This window comes from Pseudomonas sp. PDM18 (assembly GCF_014852585.1).
Lineage (GTDB): Bacteria > Pseudomonadota > Gammaproteobacteria > Pseudomonadales > Pseudomonadaceae > Pseudomonas.
This window is the reverse complement of record NZ_JACVBX010000007.1, coordinates 280,690-294,969: the sequence shown is the minus strand read 5'-3', so window position 1 is coordinate 294,969 and position 14,280 is coordinate 280,690. Positions and strand designations below refer to the sequence as shown.

Genomic DNA, 14,280 nt, shown 5'->3' with positions numbered 1-14,280 from the left:
GTCAGCGCAGCGGCGCCGGAATCTCGCTGCACAACCCCTCTACCGCGTGCCAGGCCGCGTCCCGCGCACGAGTCAGTACCGCGTTCTTCCATTCGTCCGTGTCGATGTAGAAGGCATCGCGCAGCTGCTGCTTGATCCGCCGCACCTTGGTCGCCGGCGCATCGGGCGTGCGGTGCAGCCACTGGTCCGCGCGCAGTGCTTCGAGTACCTGCGGGCCGGGCACAGTACCGAACTCCAGGCTCATGGAGACCAGCAGCGCCTGCGGGCATTCATCGAACGCCGCGTGGACCAGCTTGCCGCTGAGCTTCACCGAGACGCTGTTGCCTTCCTCCGTCGAGCGCACGTCTTCGCCCCACCAGGCGCGGGCGCGGACCAGCGCTTCGGGGCGCGGGTCGCCCGAGTAGATGTACTCGCCATAGCCCTTCGGGCCGAGGCCGGTGTGCACATCGATCCAGGCCATTTCACGGCACTGCCGGCCATGCTGGCGCAACATTTCGCGCACGGTGCGGTTGCTCCAGGTCGGCTGCGTGCCGCAGAAGAACAACCCATCGGGATGGCTGGCCTGGCCTGACGAGATAGCCTTCTGCAGCTCCCATCGGCCGTGCCGCAACGCATAGCCGAGCAGCCGCAGGCGCCCCAGTGGGCTGGGCCAGCGACGGGGTGCGAGCACCGGGTCGAGCTGCGCGTAGCCTGGGTTCTGCGGCGCTGCCTGGGTGAAGTCACGGAAGTTGCGGTTGAGGTCAACGTTCTCCTGGGTCCAGCGGCGCCACCAGGAAAATCCGTAGGGGTTGGCGGCATGCAGGTAGAGCACCGCGCAGTCGTTGCGGCGCGCGTGCTCGCGCCAGGCCGTGTCCGCTAGCAGCGCACTCTGCACGCCGGAGCCGCAGAAGCCTTCGACGCCGTGGCAACCGCTGCTGATGATCAGCAGGCGCTTCGCCTCCAGCGGTCCTTCACGGGCGACGTCCACCGCCAATGTCTCGCCATCACGGCCGGTGAGCGGGTGGATGTGGGACTCCACCAGCAGACCGGCGGCCGCACAGGCGTCGAGGAACTTGCTGCGCGCCTGGGCGTAGCTCTGGGAGAAATACGACGATGCATTCATGGGGACTCCGGCCGTTTTCTGGGGCAGATGGCGGCCGGCAGGATGCATCAGGGCGAAAGCACGGAGTAATGATCTCTACACATGAGTATTAAGGCTGGTTATGCCTGCTCGGCACGGAAAGCGGCGACCATTTCCTCGGCCAACAACAGAGCTTCGCGGGTCATCAGCTCCCGCGGCCGGGTGACCAGCGAGATGCTCGCCACCGGCGTGGCCTCGGCGATCTGCAAAGGCTCCAGTACATGGGCCACCATCGGCAGGCCGAGCATGCGCTGCGACCAGAAGCTCACTGCATCGGTGTTGGCCGCCAGCTCCAGGTAGAGCAGCGACGAGGAGCATTCGGTGATGCGCTTCGGTGGCGCAACCCCACGTTCGCGGAAGAACTGCCCGGCCAGCGCCACTTCCAGCGGGTCGGAGAGCAGCCATTCGAGGCCCAGCAGCTCATGCAGCGATTGCGCGCCTGCGAGGGGATGGCCCTTGCGCACGGCCAGCGCCGAGGGTTGCGGCGCCAGCTCGCACCAGACCTGCCCATCGCCCGCATCCGCCTCGGGCTGGGTGGTCAGCACCAGGTCCAGCCGGCCCTCCTTCAACCCTTCGAACAGCTGCACCGAACGCAGCTCGAATATCTGCAGCTGCACGTTGGGGTACAGCTCGCGGTAGCGCCTGAAGCAGTTGGCGAAGGCTCGATTGGGCGTCACCGGCGACACGCCGATGGCCACGCGGCCGGCCATCTCACCCTTGAGAGTGTCGATCTCGTCGCGCGCGCGGCGCACTTCCTCGGTGACCAGGCGGGCCATGCTGACCAGCCGTTCGCCATAGGCGGTGACCGTCACCCCACGATTGGAGCGCACCAGCAGCGGCACGCCCAACTCGCCCTCCAACTCCTTCACCGCCTTGGACAGCGATGGCTGGGTGACATCGAGCAGCCGCGAGGCTTCCTGGATACTGCCGCTCTCGGCGATGGTACGCAGGGCGCGCAATTGATGCAGTTTCATGGCGAGATCCGACCGGTTCCTCGAAGTCGCGCCACCTTAACCAGTATCGGGCCCGCATGAAAGAAGCCGGGCGATGCCCGGCTCCGCGAAGGCTGATGATCACTCCGCCATGTTCAGGTCCGGCAGCGGCTGCTGGAACATCCGCGTGGCGCTGGCCAGACAAACCAGGCCCAGGCACATCCAGGCGAATCCGATCATGAAGGACATCCCCGACAGGCTCGACCAGAGCCAGATGGTGCTGAGGAAGCCCACTGCCGGCAGTGCGCCGTAGCGCAGGTAGTTGCCCTTGCCGGTGAGGCGCTGGTCGACCAGGTAGTGCTTGATCACCGCCAGGTTCACCGCGGAGAAGGCGAACAGCGCGCCGAAGCTGATCATGTTGGCGACGGTGTCCAGGGAGACGAACAGCGCGATCAACGACAGCAGGCTGATGAGCATGATCGCGGTGGCCGGCACGCGCTTCTTCGTCACCAGCTTGCCGAATACGCGGGGCAGTGCGCCGTCTCGGCCCATGGCGAACAGCACGCGGGAAACGCTGGCCTGGGACACCATCGCCGAGGCGAAGCAACCGGCCACGTAGGTGGCAGTGAAGAAGGTCACCAACCACTCGCCACCAATGCGGCGCAGCACGTCCAGCGACGCCGAGTCGGCATCGGTGAGCGCCTGCCACTCGGGGAATACCAACTGGCCCAAGTAGGCCATGACGATGAACAGCACGCCGCCGATCAGGGTCACCAGCATGATCGCCGCCGGAATCTGCCGGCGCGGTTCGGGGGTCTCCTCGGCCATGGTCGAGACGGCATCGAAGCCTAGGAACGACAGGCACAGCACCGCTGCGCCGGACATCACCAACGGCAGGCTGAAGTGCTCGTCATAGAAGGGCTGGACCAGGGACACGGGTTCAGCCTGAGCACCCAGGTGGCTCAGCGACAGCGCGATGAATACCACCACGAAGACCATCTGCGCGACGATCAGCACCCAGTTGACGCGGGTGATGGACTCGATGCCAACGAGATTGAGCAGGGTCACCAGCACGATGGAGCCGAGGATCCATACCGACAGCGGCACCGAGGGGAAATAGTCGGTCATGTAGATGCCGATCAGCAGGTAACTCAAGAGCGGCAGGAAAATGTAATCCAGCAGCAGCGTCCAGCCCGCCAGGAAGCCGAATGCCGCGCCGAACGTCTTGCGCGTATAGCTGTACACCGAGCCCGAATACGGATGCGCCTGCACCATCCGCCCGTAGCTGTAGGCGGTCAGCAGCATCGCGGCGAGCGTGAAGAGATAGGCCGTCGGCAGGTGGCCCTGGCTCATGCGGGTGACCAGGCCATAGGTGGTGAACACCGCCAGCGGCACCATGTAGGCCAGGCCGAACAGCACCAGCGCCGGAATGCCCAGCGATTTGCGGAAGGACCGCGTGGACGACTCGTGAGGTTGATGGGCAGGCAAGGAGGTATCAGAGACGTTTGTTGTTTTTTTCATGGCGGACTCTAGGACGGCAGGCGGCGGGCGCCCCATGGACTGGAACGACGTGAAGCACTCCCACGGGCCGCCTCGAAGGACGTTGTTGGTCGAATCGGGCCGCATGGTGCTTCAGCTCGCCGCCGAGGAAAATTAGTAAAAATATCTTCGCGGCCAAGAAAAAAAATGGCCGTCGAAGACTGAGCCGCACTCCGGCGGCGCCCTCTTTGGCTGACGACAGGCAGACGCTGCGCCAGTCCGATTCCAGCGGAGAACGCCCCCGGCTGATGTACCATGCCGCGCCGAAACCTCCGGCGAACCTCCTGTCTGGCTGCCTATGTCCTCCAACGCGCTGTACACCGACCTGTCCTCCTACTACGACCTGATGTGCGCCGACATCGACTATCAGGCGCAGAGCCACTGCGTGCGCCGCCTGCACCAGTTGTTCGGCAACCAGGGGCGCCGGCACCTGGACCTCGCCTGCGGGACCGGTCCCCACGTGCGCCACTTCCTCGACTTCGGCTACGCGAGCGCCGGCCTGGACATCAACCAGCCGATGCTGGACATCGCCCAGCAACGCTGCCGCGAGGCGCATTTCAGCCGGCAGGACATGGCAAGCTTCTGCGTTGACGAGCCGCTGGATCTGATCACCTGCTTCCTCTACTCGATCCACTACAACCCCGGCGTGGCAGAGCTTCAGGCGTGCCTGGCGAGCGTGCACCAGGCACTGGCGGACGGCGGCGTGTTCTGCTTCAACAGCGTGGACAAGGCGCTGATCGACAACAGCTCCTTCGTGCGCCACTCGGTCGAACACGAGGGTAGCCAGTTCACCTTCGGCTCGGGCTGGTATTACGGCGGCGCGGGCGAGCGCCAGGCGCTGCGCCTGAGCATCGAGAAGACCAGCGCCGGCGAGACCCAGGCCTGGCAGGACGAGCACGCCATGGTCGCGCTGACCTTCGCCGAGCTGCAGCGCCTGCTGGAGCCGCTCTTCGAGGTGCAGGTCTTTGAGCACGACTACGAGCGAATCACCCCCTGGGCAGGAACCTCGGGCAACGCATTGTTCATCTGCGTGAAGCGCTGAAGCGCCCGCCCTGCTGCGCCGCCCTTCCCCTCAGCGAATCTTGCCCACCGGCGTGAAATTGCCGGTGAGATGCCCACCCACGGTGTTCTTCGGCTTGTACTGGGCGTCGTGCTTGAGGCGCTCCTCCACGCTCGGATCGATCGCCTCCTGGCCGAACGAGGTGTTGCCGATATCCCGGTAATGCGGCTGGGTGAACTGGCTGTAGGCGCCGCCGAGGAACTCCTTGTAGGAGTTGGTGATGGGAAGGGTCGTGGTAGGGAGGCTCGGGGTCTTGCGGGTGTCCACCGCCAGCCCGCACTCGATGGCCTTGTTGATCATCCACACCAGCGCGATATCCGACAGGCTGTTGTCCGCGTAGCCGCCGCCGACATTGGCGTGCGCGCCGGAGAACCACACCTGCTCGACCCGCTGGTTGGGCTTGCTCTTCGGGTCCCAGAGCGTGCACTGGTAATTCTTGCGCCACTCGTCGATGGCCAGTGCATGGAAGGCGTTGTGCACGATCGAGCTGAGTTCGGTGTCGTGGAATTCGTAATAGGCCTTGTTGAACCAGTCGAACGACTCCAGCGGCACGCCCAGCGCACCCACGGTGTCCCAGATACCGAGCATGTGGATGGTGATCTCCCGCGAGAAGCTCCCCCGGAACAGCTTGGCGCGTTCGGAGTCGGCGCCCTCGTCGCGAGTGCGGTAGAGGCCGTAGGCCTCGTTCGTCAGGTCGATGTGCTCAGGCTTGAGCAGCCCGGCATTGCGGATCAGCCCCACCAGGCTGCGGGCCGTGTAGGCGCCCCGGCTGAAGCCGAACACGTAGACCTGATCGCCCGCCTCGTAAGTACTGACCAGTTGCCGGTAGCCGTCGAGGATATTCTCAGAAAGCCCCACGCCGAATGCCCCGCCGGCCAGGCGGTCGTACCACGCGGTGCCGACGCCCTTATCGTACCACTTGGCCTGCTGGGTGCCGTTGTTGTCCGAGGGAAGGATGGAAGCATGCAGCTTCCAGACATTGGTGCTTTTACTACCCTTGACCTCGGACTTCGCGTCCGGCGTATTCCAGGTCCCGTCAAAGGAAATGATGATTTTCTTGGGCATGCCCTTTCTCCAGGGTCAGTGGTTCTGACTACTCGAAAACTCCCGTTCCGTCCCTGCTTGCGCAGGCGAGGATCGAGACCGGAATCACGAGTGGAGGGGCTTTCGCAAGAATGCACAGCCAGAGAGATTCATTCTGAACAAAGGCCCGGATGCCCATCGCCGGTATCGCCCTGCCCAGGCAACTCTAGTTGCCCTTGTGCAGGCGTGCATCGCGGCGGAAAGTCGGGAAGACCTGTAGCCCGGCCATCGGAGAATGTCCGTTACCGGCCCAGGCTGTGTAAAAACGTGGCTAGTGCTCTTGCTATCCTGCCGTCGGCAGTCATAGCGGGGGCAGTCCATGAAACGTTTCATCCAAGGCGAGCATCGAGGTCAATGCACACTGCTGCCCGAGAGCCTGGATGATTACGTCGCGGACACCAATCCGGTGCGAGTAGTCGATGTGTTCGTCGATGAACTCGATCTCGGGCGGTTGGGCTTCGGCGGCGTGGTTCCCGCCGAAACTGGCCGCCCTGCGTATCACCCGGCCGTCCTGCTGAAGATCTATATCTACGGTTACCTCAACCGCATCCAGTCGAGTCGCCGCCTCGAACGTGAAGCACAACGCAACGTCGAGTTGATGTGGCTGACCGGACGCCTGATGCCGGACTTCAAGACCATCGCCAACTTCCGCAAGGACAACGGCAAAGCCATTCGTGGTGTCTGCCGGCAGTTCGTGGTGCTGTGCCAGCAGCTCGGTTTGTTCTCCGAAGCGCTGGTGGCTATCGACGGCAGCAAGTTCAAGGCGGTCAACAATCGCGACCGCAACTTCACCAGTGCCAAGCTGCAACGGCGAATGGAGGAGATCGAATCCAGCATTAGCCGCTACCTCACTGCGCTGGACACCGCCGACCGGCAAGAGCCTGCTGTGGCACGGGCCAAATCCGAGCGTTTGCACAGCAAGATTGCCGCGCTGAAAACCAAGATGCAGGAACTCAGGGATATCGAAGCTCAGCTGGAGGCCACCCCGGACAAACAGATTTCTCTTACTGACCCCGACGCTCGCTCGATGATGACGCGCGGCACAGGCATGGTCGGTTACAACGTCCAGGCTGCGGTTGAGGCGAAGCATCACCTGATCGTGACGCACGAGGTCACCAACAATGGCATCGACCGCGATCAACTGAGTGCGATGGCCAAGCAAGCGCGGGTGGCAATGGGAGCGCAATCGCTGTCGGTGGTTGCCGATCGTGGCTACTTCAAGAGCGAGGAAATCCTCGCCTGCCATGAGGCTGGCATCACCACCTTCGTCCCCAAGGCCAAGACCTCAGGCGCTGCCGCAGCGGGTCGCTTTGATCGTGATGATTTCATTTACGACGCAGCCCAGAACGAGTACCGCTGCCCAGCCGGAGAGCGCCTGATCTGGCGTTTTGCGACAGTTGAGAAAGGCCTGAAGCTGCATCGTTACTGGAGTTCGAATTGCCAGGGCTGTGCGTTGAAAGATCAGTGCACACCGAGCGCGCAGCGGCGAGTGAGTCGCTGGGAACACGAGTCGGTGCTCGACGCGATGCAGTCCCGCCTGGATCAGACACCGGAGATGATGCGCATCCGCCGCCAGACAGTGGAGCATCCTTTCGGCACATTGAAAGCCTGGATGGGCGCCACCCATTTCCTCACCAAGACGCTCAACCGCGTGAGCACGGAAATGAGCCTGCATGTGCTCGCCTACAACTTCAAACGGGTGCTGAACCTGCTGGGCAATAGTGCGCTGATAGCGGCAATGAAGGCCTGAAACCCCATTGGCAGCCCTCCGAACGCGTCGCACAGAATCGTGGAAGCAGCACTTGCCGAATCAACTGAATGCCCAGGATGGACACACCACGCGTCCAGGAGGCCGCTGGATATCGTTAAAACCAATCCATATCCGGCTACCCAGCGCTCGCTGTGTTTTTACACAGCCTGGGCTATCAGCAGACTGTGGAGTTTTGCGGCCGCCTCCCCAATGGCTGGCTGTTCCGCTACCGGATCGTTTGTAGCTTGGACATCCCTGCACATGAGCAGGAGTTGTTTGCCGGCGCTGCAGGTTGCCTGGTCGCTGATGATGGGCAGGTCCATGATCTGTCGGGCCCGATGTTCATGGACGTGCTTCTCTCGCTGGCATAGCTCACGCGTCTGCTGCCAGGCTACTAGAAGATGCCGCGTTGACTCATGCCATCCTGAATGCAGGGCAGCACTAGGCACTAACCGTTATTGGTGCACGGCACCTCGCGATCAATTGTTTTGAATCGCTCCACTGCTCGTTATCGGATTTCCAAATGAGTGAACAGACATCCAAACGCTGGGTTGAGGCAGGAATAACTCTGGCGGGCGACTCAAAAACAAAAGTCAAATGTCCGGTGTGTGTAGCAGGAACGACCATCGAAAAGGCCGCCGTGCGCCTGGGCATGAGCAAGCGTACGCTGCAGCGCCGCCTCAAGGACGAAGGGGAAAGCTTTCGCGCTCTGGTCAATACCACCCGCGAAAGCCTGGCGCGCCACTATCCGGGGAAAACCGGCATGTCGGGTGGGGAGATCGCCTTCCTGCTCGGCTTCGAAGATCCCAATTCCTTCTACCGCGCATTCCAGGACTGGACTGGGCAGACTCCCGACAGCGCCCGACATGCCATGCACACCCGTTGAGGAACCACGAACATGCCCACACCTGAGGTTCAACGCAAAGCGCTGCTGGCCGGCGCAACGGGACTGGTGGGGGGCCAGATGCTCCAGATGCTGCTGGCGGACACGACCGTCTCCCAGGTGCATGCCCTGACTCGCAGGCCGTTGGGTATCAGCCACCCCAAGCTGCAGGTTCACATCGTCGACTTCACCCACCTGCCCGAGCTGCCACAGGTCGACGAGGTCTATCTGGCGCTCGGCACCACGATCAAGGTCGCCGGGAGCCAGGCAGCCTTCCGTGCAGTCGACCTGGACGCCAATCTCGCCGTGGCCGGGGCCGCTTTTGCCGCAGGAGCCCGGCGGGTGGGACTGGTCAGCGCTGTGGGAGCCAAGGCTGAATCCTCCGTGTTCTACAACCGGGTCAAGGGAGAACTGGAAGACGCCCTCAAGGCCATGGAGCTGAAGGCGCTGGTAATCGCGCAACCCTCGCTGTTGCTGGACCACAGGGACGGGCTGCAACAGCCTCCTCGCCTGGGAGAGAAGCTGGCGATCCCGATTGCGAAACTGCTGGCGCCACTGATGCCCGGCGTCTATCGACCGGTGCATGCTCGGGCCGTCGCGCAGTCACTGGTCAGGACGCTACCGCAGGCTGAAGGCGTGGTCGTGCTGGCGTCCAATGTGCTCGTCAGGCTGGGGGAAGACTAGTGCGCGGAACGCCGGACAGCCCTGGCAAGCGACTGGCTGCAACGGCCCGGATGCATATCCAGCTGCACATCACTAGTGCAGACACGCGTCGCACAGCAGCGGAAGACTCCTGAGCTCATCGACCCGCTGCTCGTCCAGTCTCGCGGAGCAGGCCCACGTAAACAGCTCCCTCGCGGTGGAAGGGTCGGCAAAGGCTCGGGATCTCAAGGCCCGGAGGGCACATTCGCTGTCCTTGAACGCCAGCCATTTCTGCTGGGCGTCGTCGAACTGCTCAGTGTCTTTCTTCAACTTGTCGCGGACCCGTTTTACCTCTGACTCGAGCGCGCTGCCTGCCTGTTGCCGGAAGTAGTCCACGCAGCGGGCCACTTCCCCGTTGTCATTCAGGTTGAAGCAGTCATCGACGTGGTCGGCCGCGTGCTTGATCCCGCCGTCATCACTGAAATAGCCCGCCTGAACACCCAGCGAAACGCTCAACAGAGCCGACAAGCCGACGAACTTCATGCGCCCTCCTTCCTGGCCAAACCCGCAAGCGGATTCCAACTTATAGACGGGCCGGAAGATTCCAACCAATACTGGGGGACGAAACCTGGCAGCCGGGCATGACAGGCCCCTCTGGGCGCCCGCAGCACTCCACCGGATACGTCGGGCACACCAGAGGTCCGGCCCCTTGCCACGCCGTCACTGACGCGACCCCATGGTCACCACTGTCATCCTCAGCATGCTCTGCGTGCACCTGCGTTGCTTCAGCGTCATGTTCCTGCTGATCAGCACCCGGCTGAACGGCAAGAAAATGGGCATGGAAGTCTTCGCCCTGGGCAATTTCCTGCTGGGGCTCGCCTACATCCTGCAGCTGCTCGGCGGCCCGGCGCACTGGAAGGCGATGAGCGTCGTCAACCACACCATGACCCTCTGCGCCCCCATCGCCTACGTCCTTGGCGCGCTGCGCTTCTTCGATCGACCGACCGCCGTGTGGCGGCCATTGCTCACGCTGGCGGTGCTCTACACGGCGGTCCTGCAACTGGCCGAACGCGCCCGCGCGGCGACCGAACAGAGCGAAGTACCGGGCGCGACGCCGGACCAGCCGATCCGCTGCATCGCCACCATCGGCGTCTCGGAAGCCTTCACCAGCACGCAGGCGCTCGACGCCTATATGCAGCAGGCCGATGGCGCGCTCTACCGTGGCAAGACGTCCGGGCGCAATCGCGTCGAGGGTGCTTTCGCTTAGCGGCGATCCGCCAGCCGGCAGCACGCAGGCTTGGCCAACCGGGGTGCCGCCGCTTGCGCCCGGACTCCATGCTGACGGTCAGAACCGCTCGTCGCGGATCGCGGGCAAGCTCAGCTCGCGCACGAACGAGGAAGCGGACAGGCGCAACAGCGCGTCGACCAGCGTGACCACGTCGTGCACCGGAATCAGTTGCCCCTCCCCACGGCTGGCGGCCTCGGCCAGCGACATGGCGAGCGGATCGTCGGTGTTGAGGTTGCCCAGTTGCAGCACGGTCACCGCCAGGCGCTGCTCACGGAAGCTTTCGCGCAGCGCATCGGCCATGCCGTTGAGGGCGAACTTGGAGGCGCCGAAGGCCACCTCAGGGCGGCCACTCTGACGCAGCGCGGAGGTCGAGCCGGTGAGGATCAGCTGTGGCCGCGCGGAGCCGAGCAGCCGCGGCACCAGGCGCTTGAGCAGCAGCAGGGTGGCGGTGATGTTGACGTCGACCAGCGTGCCGATGGATTCGTCGCTGTCGCCGAGGAACGAGTACTGATCGCTGAAGGCGTAGTCCTCCCAGATGCCGACGTTGCAGATCAGCACATCGAGTTCGGCCGGCGTTTGCACGTCGATCTGCGCGACCGCTTGCGCCGGCAGCGCGAGGTCCGCTTCGATCCACTGCAGATCGATGCCCGGCGCCAACGCCAAGGTATCCGGCCGCCGACGCGACACGCCGATCAGCGAATCCCCCGGCTGGCCAAGCCCTTCGAGCAGGGCGCGCCCCAAGCCCCGGCCCGCACCCACGATCAGCATTTTCACCGGTTTTCTTCCTGCATGCATGGTGCGTCAACTCCAGCGAAGGTTGAGGACGAGGAAGTTCAGCAGCACCCAGACGACCAGCACCAGGTGCGTCAGCTGCAGCCCTTCCTGGCGGATCCAGTAGCCGAACCAGAGCCCGCCCAGCAGCATGGAGAAGAGGAAGGCCAGTGCCGCGCTGAGGCCGAGGTTCAACCAGGGCCTAGCGGCGTCGAGACCGTCGCCCAGCAACAGCTCGTAGCAGCCGGTCCAGGCAGCCAGCACCGCGACAATCTGCAGCAGAACGACAACGATCAGTGCCAGACGATGCAGGGTCGGCGAGGACCGTGCGCGCCCGAGCAAGGGGAAGTCGATGACGGGCGGCTGGCGCAGCGGCGCCATCGCCATGGTCGCGCCAACCGCCGCGACCGAGCTGGAAAAGGCGTGCAGGTTGTTGATCAGCGCGATGCTCAGCCAGAGGCTGAAACCCAGGAAACAGGTGGCCTGGAAAATCATCAGTGAAGTGTGGGTGTCCATACCGGGTCCTTGTGCGGTCATGTTCCGAAAGTGCCCGCCCGCCGCCCAAGAACAACGGGGCAGGCAGGCTCGGACGGACTCTAGGACCTCAACCTAGGTTGAGGTCAACACGCGGAGCCGGCACTCGGAGCGAGCCGGTGTCAGAAGGAGCCCTGCAGGGTGACCATGAAGTTGCGCGGGTCGCCGTAGAAGTTGCCCCAGCCGGGTGCCCCGATGGTCGAGTAGTACTTCTTGTCGAACAGGTTGTTGCCGTTGAGCGCGACGCTCCAGTGCGGATCGATCTGGTACTGCACGCGTCCGCTCCACAGGGTGTAGCCGCGCTGCTCGACGCGGACGCTCCCGGTGTTGCGGTAGTTCTCGCTCTGGCTGTTCACGCCGGCGCCCACCGTCCAGCGCTCCAGCTCGCCAGCCAGCTGGTAGTCGCCCCAGACCTTGAGCATGTGCCGGGGGATGAAGCTGGAGGTGAAGGTCAGATCGGTCGGGTCGGTCTCGTTGATGGTTTCCAGGTACTTGGTCTGGGTGTAGGTGTAGCCCGCCAGCAGTTGCAGGCGCTCGATGGGCGAGCCGCTGACCTCGGCCTCGAAGCCCTGGGCACGGACCTTGCCGGTATCGGTGTAGCAGTAGCCGTCCCCCGAACCCAGGCAGGTATCGGCGTAGTCGGTTTCCGCGCGGTGCTCCTCGGTGGTGCGGAACAGGTTGAACGAGGTGTTCAGTGCTCCCTCGAACAATTCACCCTTGATGCCGAGTTCGTAGCTGGTGCCGGTCTTGGGCTGCAGCGCCTTGCCCTGGGAGTCCACCAGGTTGCTTTGCGGCTGGAAGATATCGGCGTAGCTGGCGTAGGCGGTCCACTGGTCGTTCAAGTCGTAGAGCACGGCGGCGAACGGGGTAACCTGGCCGTTTTCCTGGCTGCGGTTGTGCACCCAATAGTCGTAGGCCTGGGTGTAGGAGTCGCTGCTGTTGCGATACCAGCTCACGCGGGTGCCCAGCACCAGGGTCAGGGGCTCGGCCAGCTTCAGGCGCAGGTTGGCGTAGGTGCCGTACTGGGTGGTCTTGGAGTCCGTCGGTTCGCCGCCGCCGCGGATTGGGTTAGCCAGGTAATCGGCCTTGGAGGGATGCGGGAAGTTCGAGGAAGGATCGAAGGGGTCCTGGGTGCCGGAGAGTGACATCAGCGCGAAGTAGTCATGGGTCTTCTGCCGACTGGCGTTGGCGCCGACGATGATCTCGTGCTCCAGGCCGAAGGCTTCGAAATGGCCGTCGACGTAGCTGTCGAAGCCATAGTCGTCCTGGTCGTAGTCGAAGCGCCCGGCATAGCGGCGCATGCTGCCACTGCTCGCCCCGACCGGCACGGAACCCTCGGAATAGCCGTACTCGATGTTCTGGTTGTTGTGGGTGTAGATCGAGGCGAAGTTCAGCGACCAGTCCTCGTTGAAGCGGTGCTTTAGGTCGGCGAAGCCGGTGATGCGCTGGCTCTGCAGGTCGTTCCAGCTCGCGCCCAGGCAGGTGGAGCGTGACAGCTTGAGGTCGCTGCCATCGGCGTAGCGCGGCAGGCCGTGGTAACAGGGCGAGGCATCGACATCCTCGTAGGCCAGGCCGAAGCCCAGCGTGGTGTCGGGGGTGACGTCCCAGTCCAGCGCGCCGTAGACGACCTGGTCCTGGCGGTCGGCGTTGTCGTAGAAGTACTGGCGGTCCTGCAGAGTGGCCACGGCGCGGCCGCGCAGCGTGCCGGAGTCATTCAGCGGCCCGCCGACATCGACCTGGCCACGGTAGTTGTCCCATCTGCCGGCGGAGAGCGTCAGCTGGGTGCTGGGCTTGTCCTGGCCGCGCTTGCGCACGAAGTTGACGCCGCCAGCGGAACTGCCGGAGCCCTTGAGCATACCCGCCGCGCCCTTGAGCACCTCGACGCGGTCGTAGAAGGCCATGTCGCTGGAGAAGCTGTTGGCCTGTACGTAGTTGCCGCCTACGTCCAGCGGGACACCGTCGTACTGGTACTGGCCGTCCAGGTTGAAGCCGCGCGAATAGAAGTACTTGCCGCCCATGGGCGAGTCGTAAACGGTGATCCCCGGCGTTTTGTCCAGCACCTGTTCGAGGGTATTGAGATTCTGGTCGTCCATCAGCTTGCGGGTAATGACGGTCACCGACTGCGGCGTTTCGCGCAGAGTGTGCACGCCCTTGCCGATGGTCACCGCGCGGGCGGTATAGGAGTTGGTGCCCTCGGTAGTCGGGTCCAGCAGCTGGCTGGAGACGGTAGTGGCGTCCATCTCCAGCACCGCCTCCGACGGCGTGGGCACCAAGCCGTAGCCGCCGTTGTCCAGGCGCCGCACCGTCAGTTGCGTCCCGGACAGGATGCGGGCGAAGCCGTCGTCAATACCGTATTCACCGCTCAGGCCATCGCTGTGCTTGCCTTCGGTCAGGCCCGCATTCACCGAGATCGGGATGCCGGCGCGGCGGCCGAACTCGCCGAGCACCTGGTCCAGCGGGCCGGCGGGGATGGCGTACTGCAGGGTTCGGGTGGCGGTGAATTCAGCCTGCACCGGCATGGCCGGCAGCAGGGTGAGCATGGAGCAGGACAGCAGGGCGAGTCCAAGCGACTGGCGCAGGGCGCGGGTGATGGGGTGAAGCGTCATGGGCAGAGGGTCCGTTTCTCGTTGTTGGCCCGCGGGTGCGAGCAGGGATTTCTCCCTAGGCCAAGCGAGAAA

13 protein-coding genes are annotated in these 14,280 nt (G+C 63.9%); 5 read left to right on the top strand and 8 right to left on the bottom strand.

Translation table 11 applies throughout. The annotated features are described in order from the left end of the window. Position 1: 1 nt before the first annotated feature. The 3 genes from IB274_RS16765 to IB274_RS16755 all read right to left on the bottom strand — a co-directional run bounded on the left by IB274_RS16765 (position 2) and on the right by IB274_RS16755 (position 3,573). Positions 2-1,102, bottom strand: a complete 1,101-nt coding sequence (locus IB274_RS16765; protein ID WP_192433031.1) for a M14 family metallopeptidase — start codon at positions 1,100-1,102, stop codon at positions 2-4. A 98-nt stretch (positions 1,103-1,200) separates the two neighbouring features. Then, positions 1,201-2,094: a LysR family transcriptional regulator gene (locus IB274_RS16760; protein WP_192433030.1), complete on the bottom strand. Its 894-nt coding sequence runs from the start codon at positions 2,092-2,094 to the stop codon at positions 1,201-1,203. Positions 2,095-2,193: 99 nt separating this feature from the next. Further along, a complete protein-coding gene (locus IB274_RS16755; RefSeq protein WP_192433029.1) occupies positions 2,194-3,573 on the bottom strand; it encodes an APC family permease in 1,380 nt (459 codons plus the stop codon). 316 nt (positions 3,574-3,889) lie between these two features. Here IB274_RS16755 and IB274_RS16750 point away from each other — a divergent pair, with 316 nt between their 5' ends. After that, complete coding sequence (locus IB274_RS16750) at positions 3,890-4,633, top strand: class I SAM-dependent DNA methyltransferase (RefSeq protein ID WP_192433028.1); 744 nt, start codon at positions 3,890-3,892, stop codon at positions 4,631-4,633. A gap of 30 nt (positions 4,634-4,663) precedes the next feature. Here the strand turns inward: IB274_RS16750 and IB274_RS16745 are convergent, their stop codons facing one another. Beyond that, positions 4,664-5,716 carry a DUF2235 domain-containing protein gene (locus IB274_RS16745; protein ID WP_192433027.1) on the bottom strand — a complete coding sequence of 351 codons (1,053 nt, stop codon included), beginning with the start codon at positions 5,714-5,716 and terminating at the stop codon, positions 4,664-4,666. Between the two features lie 337 nt (positions 5,717-6,053). On the opposite strand from IB274_RS16745, the gene IB274_RS16740 reads away from it, so the two are divergent. From IB274_RS16740 to IB274_RS16730, 3 genes are all read left to right on the top strand, one after another. After that, positions 6,054-7,484, top strand: coding sequence for an IS1182 family transposase (locus IB274_RS16740; RefSeq protein WP_192433026.1), 1,431 nt, complete (start codon positions 6,054-6,056; stop codon positions 7,482-7,484). A gap of 523 nt (positions 7,485-8,007) precedes the next feature. Beyond that, positions 8,008-8,370, top strand: coding sequence for a helix-turn-helix domain-containing protein (locus tag IB274_RS16735; protein WP_192433025.1), 363 nt, complete (start codon positions 8,008-8,010; stop codon positions 8,368-8,370). Between the two features lie 12 nt (positions 8,371-8,382). Continuing rightward, entirely contained in the window at positions 8,383-9,051 is a 669-nt protein-coding gene (locus tag IB274_RS16730; protein WP_192433024.1) for an NAD(P)H-binding protein, read from the top strand. A gap of 72 nt (positions 9,052-9,123) precedes the next feature. Here the strand turns inward: IB274_RS16730 and IB274_RS16725 are convergent, their stop codons facing one another. Then, positions 9,124-9,552, bottom strand: a complete 429-nt coding sequence (locus tag IB274_RS16725; protein ID WP_192433023.1) for a lysozyme inhibitor LprI family protein — start codon at positions 9,550-9,552, stop codon at positions 9,124-9,126. A 193-nt stretch (positions 9,553-9,745) separates the two neighbouring features. Here IB274_RS16725 and IB274_RS16720 point away from each other — a divergent pair, with 193 nt between their 5' ends. Further along, a complete protein-coding gene (locus tag IB274_RS16720) occupies positions 9,746-10,276 on the top strand; it encodes a diguanylate cyclase domain-containing protein (RefSeq protein WP_192433022.1) in 531 nt (176 codons plus the stop codon). Positions 10,277-10,354: 78 nt separating this feature from the next. Here IB274_RS16720 and IB274_RS16715 read toward each other — a convergent pair whose 3' ends face one another. The 3 genes from IB274_RS16715 to IB274_RS16705 form a co-directional block, all read right to left on the bottom strand. Then, positions 10,355-11,071: an SDR family NAD(P)-dependent oxidoreductase gene (locus tag IB274_RS16715; RefSeq protein WP_192433021.1), complete on the bottom strand. Its 717-nt coding sequence runs from the start codon at positions 11,069-11,071 to the stop codon at positions 10,355-10,357. A gap of 27 nt (positions 11,072-11,098) precedes the next feature. Beyond that, positions 11,099-11,584: a DUF2165 family protein gene (locus IB274_RS16710; RefSeq protein WP_192433020.1), complete on the bottom strand. Its 486-nt coding sequence runs from the start codon at positions 11,582-11,584 to the stop codon at positions 11,099-11,101. Between the two features lie 140 nt (positions 11,585-11,724). Next, a complete protein-coding gene (locus IB274_RS16705) occupies positions 11,725-14,208 on the bottom strand; it encodes a TonB-dependent siderophore receptor (RefSeq protein ID WP_192433019.1) in 2,484 nt (827 codons plus the stop codon). Positions 14,209-14,280 lie beyond the last annotated feature (72 nt).

Excerpts from the sequence above, each read along its gene's own strand:
- IB274_RS16765 (WP_192433031.1), bottom strand. The coding sequence starts at position 1,102 with ATGAATGCATCGTCGTATTTCTCCCAGAGCTACGCCCAGGCGCGCAGC.
- IB274_RS16760 (WP_192433030.1), bottom strand. The coding sequence starts at position 2,094 with ATGAAACTGCATCAATTGCGCGCCCTGCGTACCATCGCCGAGAGCGGC.
- IB274_RS16755 (WP_192433029.1), bottom strand. The coding sequence starts at position 3,573 with ATGAAAAAAACAACAAACGTCTCTGATACCTCCTTGCCTGCCCATCAA.
- IB274_RS16750 (WP_192433028.1), top strand. The coding sequence starts at position 3,890 with ATGTCCTCCAACGCGCTGTACACCGACCTGTCCTCCTACTACGACCTG.
- IB274_RS16745 (WP_192433027.1), bottom strand. The coding sequence starts at position 5,716 with ATGCCCAAGAAAATCATCATTTCCTTTGACGGGACCTGGAATACGCCG.
- IB274_RS16740 (WP_192433026.1), top strand. The coding sequence starts at position 6,054 with ATGAAACGTTTCATCCAAGGCGAGCATCGAGGTCAATGCACACTGCTG.
- IB274_RS16735 (WP_192433025.1), top strand. The coding sequence starts at position 8,008 with ATGAGTGAACAGACATCCAAACGCTGGGTTGAGGCAGGAATAACTCTG.
- IB274_RS16730 (WP_192433024.1), top strand. The coding sequence starts at position 8,383 with ATGCCCACACCTGAGGTTCAACGCAAAGCGCTGCTGGCCGGCGCAACG.
- IB274_RS16725 (WP_192433023.1), bottom strand. The coding sequence starts at position 9,552 with ATGAAGTTCGTCGGCTTGTCGGCTCTGTTGAGCGTTTCGCTGGGTGTT.
- IB274_RS16720 (WP_192433022.1), top strand. The coding sequence starts at position 9,746 with ATGGTCACCACTGTCATCCTCAGCATGCTCTGCGTGCACCTGCGTTGC.
- IB274_RS16710 (WP_192433020.1), bottom strand. The coding sequence starts at position 11,584 with ATGGACACCCACACTTCACTGATGATTTTCCAGGCCACCTGTTTCCTG.
- IB274_RS16705 (WP_192433019.1), bottom strand. The coding sequence starts at position 14,208 with ATGACGCTTCACCCCATCACCCGCGCCCTGCGCCAGTCGCTTGGACTC.